The sequence below is a fragment of the Caldimonas sp. genome, assembly GCF_046291045.1.
In the GTDB taxonomy this organism is placed as follows: Bacteria; Pseudomonadota; Gammaproteobacteria; order Burkholderiales; family Burkholderiaceae_C; genus Caldimonas.
Genome location: NZ_JBKBSL010000064.1, coordinates 1 through 6,845 on the forward strand (window position 1 = coordinate 1; position 6,845 = coordinate 6,845).

Annotated in this window: 6 protein-coding genes; 2 read left to right on the forward strand and 4 right to left on the reverse strand. The window is 66.2% G+C overall.

The features are described from left to right. Positions 1-10: 10 nt before the first annotated feature. The 3 genes from ACK4ZD_RS14970 to ACK4ZD_RS14980 form a co-directional block, all read right to left on the reverse strand. Positions 11-1,291: a TRAP transporter large permease subunit gene (locus tag ACK4ZD_RS14970; protein WP_409663840.1), complete on the reverse strand. Its 1,281-nt coding sequence runs from the start codon at positions 1,289-1,291 to the stop codon at positions 11-13. Between the two features lie 12 nt (positions 1,292-1,303). After that, positions 1,304-1,876 (reverse strand): TRAP transporter small permease, encoded by a 573-nt coding sequence (locus ACK4ZD_RS14975; RefSeq protein ID WP_409663843.1) that lies wholly within the window; start codon positions 1,874-1,876, stop codon positions 1,304-1,306. A 173-nt stretch (positions 1,877-2,049) separates the two neighbouring features. Continuing rightward, positions 2,050-2,724, reverse strand: coding sequence for a TetR/AcrR family transcriptional regulator (locus ACK4ZD_RS14980; protein WP_409663854.1), 675 nt, complete (start codon positions 2,722-2,724; stop codon positions 2,050-2,052). A gap of 149 nt (positions 2,725-2,873) precedes the next feature. On the opposite strand from ACK4ZD_RS14980, the gene ACK4ZD_RS14985 reads away from it, so the two are divergent. Then, positions 2,874-3,446 (forward strand): hypothetical protein, encoded by a 573-nt coding sequence (locus ACK4ZD_RS14985; protein ID WP_409663845.1) that lies wholly within the window; start codon positions 2,874-2,876, stop codon positions 3,444-3,446. Continuing rightward, a complete protein-coding gene (locus ACK4ZD_RS14990; protein ID WP_409663848.1) occupies positions 3,443-3,790 on the forward strand; it encodes an ArsC family reductase in 348 nt (115 codons plus the stop codon). The genes ACK4ZD_RS14985 and ACK4ZD_RS14990 overlap by 4 nt, the downstream gene beginning before the upstream one ends. A gap of 61 nt (positions 3,791-3,851) precedes the next feature. Here ACK4ZD_RS14990 and acnA read toward each other — a convergent pair whose 3' ends face one another. Continuing rightward, on the reverse strand, positions 3,852-6,584 hold the full coding sequence (gene acnA / locus ACK4ZD_RS14995) for an aconitate hydratase AcnA (protein WP_409663851.1): 2,733 nt from the start codon (positions 6,582-6,584) through the stop codon (positions 3,852-3,854). Positions 6,585-6,845: the final 261 nt, after the last annotated feature.

The window sequence follows — 6,845 nt, forward strand, 5'->3', positions numbered from 1 at the left end:
GGGGGTGTCATCAGCCGGCAAACCAGCGGGCCGGGACGGTGACGATCGATGGGAACAGCACCAGCAGAAAGAGCACGGCGGTCTGCGCAGCCATGAAAGGCAGCACGCCGCGGGTGACCTCGTCGAGCTTCATGCGGCCCACGCCGGACACCACGTTGAGCACTGTGCCCACCGGCGGCGTGAGCAAGCCGATGGCATTGACGATGATGAACAGCACGCCGAAGTACACGGGGTCGATGCCCGCGGCCTTCACCACCGGCATGAGCACCGGCGTGAGGATCAGGATGGTGGGCGTCATGTCCATGGCCGTGCCCACCACCATCACCAGTACCAAGATCGCCACCATGAGCAGCGTGGGTCGATCGATGAAAGGTTCGAGCAGGTCGATGACCATCGACGGCAGGTCCGCCACGGTGATCAGCCAGGCGCTGACCATCGCCGCTGCCACCAGGAACATGATGACGGCGCTGGTGCGCGAGGCTGCGACGAAGATCGGGTAGAGCTGGCGAAGCGACAGCTGGCGATAGATCACCGTCGAGACGAACAAGGCATAGACCGCTGCCACCACCGCGGCTTCGGTGGGCGTGAACACCCCCAGGCGCAGTCCGACCAGGATGATGACCGGCAGCATCAACGCCCACAGGGATTCACGCAGGGCCACGCCAATCTCGCGTGCCGACTTGCGCGGCGGAGGCTCGATCTTGTCCCGGCGCACCAGCCACCACCAAGTGAACCACAGCGCCGCGCCCAGCAGCAGGCCCGGCACGATGCCGGCCATGAAGAGCTTGGCGATGGACACGTTGGCCGCCACGCCGAAGATCACGAAGCCGATGCTGGGCGGGATGACCGGGCCGATGATGCCGGCCGAGGCGATCAGTCCACCCGAGGTGGCCTTGTCGTGCCCGGCCTTGACCATCATCGGCAGCAGCAAGGCCGTGAGCGCGGCGGCATCGGCCACCGCCGAGCCCGACAGCGCCGCCATCAGGCAGGCGGCCATCACTGCCACATAGCCCAGGCCGCCCTTGACATGGCCCACCAGGGCCAGGGCCAGGTTGACGATGCGCTGCGACAGGCCGCCGACGTTCATGATCTCGCCGGCCAGCATGAAGAAGGGGACGGCCAGCAGCGGAAAGCTGTCGGCGCCGTTGATGAGGTTTTGCGCGAGGATCTGCGCGTCGAAGAGGTCGAGGTGCCACATCATCGCCACCCCGCTGGTCAGCAGAGCAAAGGCGATGGGCACGCCCAGCGCCATGGCGCCGAGCAGCGACAAAAGGAAGATGGCCACGGTCATCGAAGGACTCCCCTAGCGCGCGCGGGAGGATGTGGCCGCGCTGGGAGGGTCGGCCGTGTGCGGGGCTTGGAGCTGCGCAAGAGCCTCGGCCTGCGCCACCTGCACCAGATCGGCATCGTTGAGCTGGCCCCGCAGGGCCTTGAAGAGGTCGAGCACCAGCAGGACGGCGGCCGACACGGCAAACACCACGCCAGGGGCGTAGAACCAGCCCATCGACAGGCCGGTGACGGGGGCTTGCACATCCCAGTTGATGCGCAGCTGCTGCCAGCTCCCATCGAAGATCAGCCAGCAGATGGCGATCATCAGCCCGTGGCCCAGCACCAGACAGGCTTTCTTGCCGGCCCGGGGGAGCAGGGCCACGACGATGTCGGTGCCCAGGTGGCCCTTGTCCCTCAGCGCGACGATGGCGCCCAGGAAGGTCACCCATACGAACAGCCAGCGCGACAGCTCCTCGGACACGGTGATGCCGGAGTTGAAGGCATACCGCAGCACCACGTTACCGAACACGAGCAACACCATCACGGCCAAGAAGGCGGCGATCAGGCCGTCGAGCACACGGCAGTAGCGTTCGATGGGGCGGTTCACCGCGGTTCTCCTTGAAGGTAATGGCCCGCAGCGCAGGCTGCCTGGCCGGGGGAAGGTGGCGCCTCACCAGGCAGCGGTCAGGGGCAAGCCATGACTCAATAATGTACGAACTGGTTAGTTTTTTACTAAGTACTTTCCCGCAAACCCAGGCCGCTCGGTGCCCGGGCGCCGGTCTACTTCCGGACGTAGCGGACGATGAGGTCGACGATGCTGGCTCGCCGGGCGGCCAGGGCCTCGGGTGAGGCCATGTCGCGCTTGAAGATCAGCGAGAAGGTGTGCCTGTTGGACACATTGAAGAAGCACAGCGCGCTGATCGACATGTGCAGATCCACCGGGTCGAGGTCGTCGCGGAAGACCCCGGCCGCACGGCCGCGCTCGTAGACCGTGCGCACCGCGTCGATGGCCGGTACGTTGAGCTGCTGGATCGTCTGGGACTGCGCCAGGAATTCGCCGCGGTGGATGTTCTCGTTCATCACCAGCCGGATGAAGTCGGGGTTGGCGTTCTGGTAATCGAAGGTGAAGGCCACCAAGGTGCGCAAGGCCTCCTCGGGGGGCAGGTCTTCCAGGTGCAATTCACTCTCGATGTGGCGGATGCGACGGTAGGCCTCCTCCAGCACGGCGATGTACAGGCCTTCCTTGCTCCCGAAGTAGTAGTAAATCATCCGCTTGCTCGTGCGCGTGAGCTCGGCGATCTCGTCGATGCGTGCACCCGTCAGCCCCTTGGCCGCAAACTCCCGGGTGGCCACCTCCAGGATGTCCTGCATGGTGCGCTCCGGGTCGTTCGTGCGGGGAGCGGCGACCGACGTTCGCTTCGGCCTCGAGGAGGTAGAACTTGGTACACGGACCATTTCGTTCATGGGGGCGCGATGGGGCATGGGCGATGGGCTCAGGCTGAGGTGCCAAGATTATCGTCGTCGCAGGCGGGAACCCCGGCGTGATGGGGCCATCCAACGCATGCTTTGTGTGTCCGCACCCGTCAATCCATTGGATGAGCATGATGAGCCTTCCCCCCGTGCCTGCTGCTTGGGTGCCTCGCTCTGCCGCGAGCCTGGGGTGGGTGCTGGTCGGGGCGCTGGCGGGCTGTGCGTCGGGCTACGGTCCCGGTCCGCTGCATCCCGGCGCCAGCGAGGCCGAGGTGCGCGCCCGCATGGGGCCGCCCACCGGCGAGCATCTCGGGCCCGATGGCCTGCGACGGCTGGAGTACGCCCGCGGACCCTATGGGCGGCACACTTACATGGCCGATCTCGACGCCCAAGGGCGCGTGAAGCGATGGACCCAGGTTCTGGCGGAGCCGCACTTCCAACAGGTGCCTACCGGCATCACCCGCGCCGAGCTGCTGTACCGGCTGGGTCGCCCCTCGGAGGAACGGCGCATCCCGCGCCGCAACGAGATCGTCTGGTCGTACCGCTACGAATCTCCCTTCTGTCAGTGGTTCCAGGTGAGTCTGGACGCCTCCACGCAGCGGGTCACGGAAACCGGGTATGGTGTCGATCCCCTGTGTGACGCCGACGAGGAGGCACGCCTGTCCCTTCGCGGCGGCTCGTCGGCGCGGATCCTGAACGGACGATGATCAAGCTCTACGGCATTCCCAACTGCGACACCGTGAAGAAGGCGCGGCGCTGGCTCGATGAGCACGGCGTGGCCTATGAGTTCCATGACTTCAAGAAGCAGGGGGTTCCTCCGGACCGGCTGGATCATTGGCTGGCCGTCGTTGGCGCCGAACGTCTGTTGAACCGCCAGGGCACGACCTGGCGCAGGCTTGACGCCACGGTCCAGTCCCAGGCGCTGGAGGCCGCCGGCGCCCGCACGCTGATGCTCGTGCAGCCCAGCGTGATCAGGCGCCCCGTCGTCGAGGCCGGCACACGTGTGCTGGTGGGCTTCGACGAAACGGCCTACGCCAGCCTCGTGCGCTGACGTGGGCGAGGCGGCGCCCGCGGCCGGGGGCGCCCGCCTTGTGGCGTGCCCCCCGCTGGCCTCAGGCCGTCAGCAACTGCCGCAGCACATAGGGCAGGATGCCGCCGTGCTGGTAGTACTCCACCTCGATCGGAGTGTCGATGCGAAGCCGCACCGTCACCTCCTGGCGGCTGCCGTCGGCGCGCTGGATCACCAGGGTCACATCGGCCTGGGGCCTGAGCTCGCCACCGATGACGATGTCGATGAGCTCATCGCCCTTGAGGCCCAGGCTCTCCCACGAATCCCCCCCTTTGAACTGCAGCGGCAGCACGCCCATGCCCACCAGGTTGGAGCGGTGGATGCGTTCAAAGCTGCGTGCCACCACGGCGCGGATGCCCAGCAACTGCGTGCCTTTGGCGGCCCAGTCCCGGCTCGAGCCGGTGCCGTACTCCTCGCCGGCGAAGATCACCGTGGGCGTGCCCTGGGCGAGGTACTTCATTGCGGCGTCATAGATGAACATCTTCTCCCCGCCGGGCTGGAACAAGGTGAGGCCGCCTTCCTCGCGCGAGCCGTCGGGCAGCGGCGGGATCATGAGGTTCTTGATACGCACGTTGGCGAAGGTGCCGCGCATCATCACCTCGTGATGGCCTCGGCGTGAGCCGTAGCTGTTGAAGTCGGCCTTGAGCACGCCGTGCTCCTTGAGCCACTGCCCGGCAGGCGAACTTTCCTTGATCGAGCCGGCCGGCGAGATGTGATCGGTGGTGATCGAGTCGCCGAACAAGGCCATGATGCGTGCGCCCTTCACCCCAGCATCGCTGGCTTGCGGCGCGAGCGTGAAGTCGCGGAAGAAGGGCGGTTCGGCGATGTAGGTGGACTTCGGCCAGTCGTAGACGTCGCCCGTGGCGCCCTCGATCTGGTTCCACAGCTTGCCGGGCTTGGTCCGAACCTTCTCGTAGTTCTCCTTGAAGGCCTTGCGATCCATCGCGAACTTCATCAGCGCGTAGACCTCGTCGCTGCTGGGCCAGATGTCGCCCAGGTAGATGTCGCGCCCGCCCTTGCCTTGGCCCACCGGCTGGGTCATCAGGTCGCGCGTGACGTTGCCGGCGATGGCATAGGCCACCACCAGCGGGGGCGATGCCAGGAAGTTGGCCTTGAGATTGGGGTGGATGCGGGCCTCGAAGTTGCGGTTGCCCGACAGCACGGCCGCGCACACCAGATCGTTGCGGGTGATGACTTCGTTGATCTCGGGGGCCAGGTCGCCGGCGTTGCCGATGCAGGTGGTGCAGCCGTAGGCGGCCACGTGGAAGCCGAGCTTTTCCAGGTAGGGCAGCAGGCCAGCCTTTTCCAGGTAGTCGGTGACGATGCGCGACCCGGGGGCCAGCGAGGTCTTGATGTGCGGCGCCACCTTCAACCCGGCTTGCACCGCTTTTTTGGCCAGCAAGCCCGCCGCTAGCAGTACACCGGGGTTGGAGGTGTTGGTGCACGACGTGATCGCGGCGATCAGCACGTCGCCGTTGCGGATTTGCAGTCCGTTGGACGTGGTGTAGACCTGGCCAAGCTTGTCGGCCGGCTGGTTGAAACCATTGGCCTCGATCGGCTTGCTGAAGAGTTCGGTGAACTTGGCCGACAACTGGCCGATCTCGATGCGGTCCTGGGGGCGCTTGGGGCCGGCCAGGCTGGGAGCGACCGTGCCCAGGTCGAGCCGGACGACCTTGGAGTACGCGATGTCACCACCGACGAAGTCTGGCGTGCCCGGAATGCCAAACAGCTTCTGGGCCCGGAAGTAGGCCTCGAAGGCTTCGATCTCGGACTTGGTACGGCCGGTGCCGCGGAAGTACTCGATGGTCTTGTCGTCCACGGGGAAGAAGCCCATCGTGGCCCCGTATTCGGGGGCCATGTTCGCGATGGTGGCACGGTCGGGCACCGACAGGCTGCGCGTGCCTTCGCCGAAGAACTCGACGAACTTGCCCACCACCTTTTCGCGGCGCAGGATTTCGGTGACCGTGAGCACCAGGTCGGTGGCCGTGACGCCCTCGCGCAACCGGCCGGTCAGCTCGAAGCCCACCACGTCGGGCGTGAGGAAGTAGACCGGCTGGCCGAGCATGCCGGCCTCGGCCTCGATGCCGCCCACGCCCCAGCCCACCACGCCGATGCCATTGATCATCGTCGTGTGGCTGTCGGTGCCCACCAGGGTGTCGGGGTAGTACACCCCCTGGGCCGTCCTGTGCACACCGCGCGCCAGGTATTCCAAATTCACTTGGTGCACGATCCCGAAGCCCGGAGGCACCACACCGAAGGTTTCGAAGGCCTGCATGCCCCACTTCATGAACTGGTAGCGCTCGCGGTTGCGCTGGAACTCCAGCTTCATGTTCAGGTCCAGGGCCTGCCTGTTGCCATAGTGGTCGATCATCACCGAGTGGTCGACCACCAGATCCACCGGCACCAGCGGTTCGATGGTCTTGGGGTTTCGGCCCATCTTGGCGGCCACCGAACGCATCGCGGCCAGGTCGGCCAGCAGGGGCACGCCGGTGAAATCCTGCAACACCACACGGGCCACGACGAAGGGGATCTCGTCGACCCGCTCGCCGTTGGGGGCCCACTGAGCCAGTCGCTCCACGTGCTCGGGCGTGACCTTGCGGCCGTCGCAGTTGCGTAGCACCGACTCCAGCACGAGGCGCAGCGACACCGGCAGCCGGCTGACGTTCGGGAACTGCCGGGCCAGCTCGGGCAGCGAGAAGTACTGACCGGACTTGCCGGAGGCCGTCTTGAAGGACTTCAGGGTCTTGGCAAAGGCATGGGCGGGGGCTTGGGCCATGAAAGACTCCGTGAGGCGTGAGGTTGGTCGTTGTGGGAGGGGGCGACAACACCATTGTGGCCGCACGGCATGACGTTAGGACGCGCGGGGGCTTGCGGTCAAGCTCCGCCGCGCAAGGCCGAGCGCGGACCGCAAGAAAAACGGCCCCGCAGGGCCGTTCAGGAAGGGGCTCGTCGGCCGCTCAGACCACCACCGCTTTGGCGGTGTCCGCGTACTCCTCGATCTGGTCGAAGTTCATGTAGCGGTACACGCTGGCAGCAT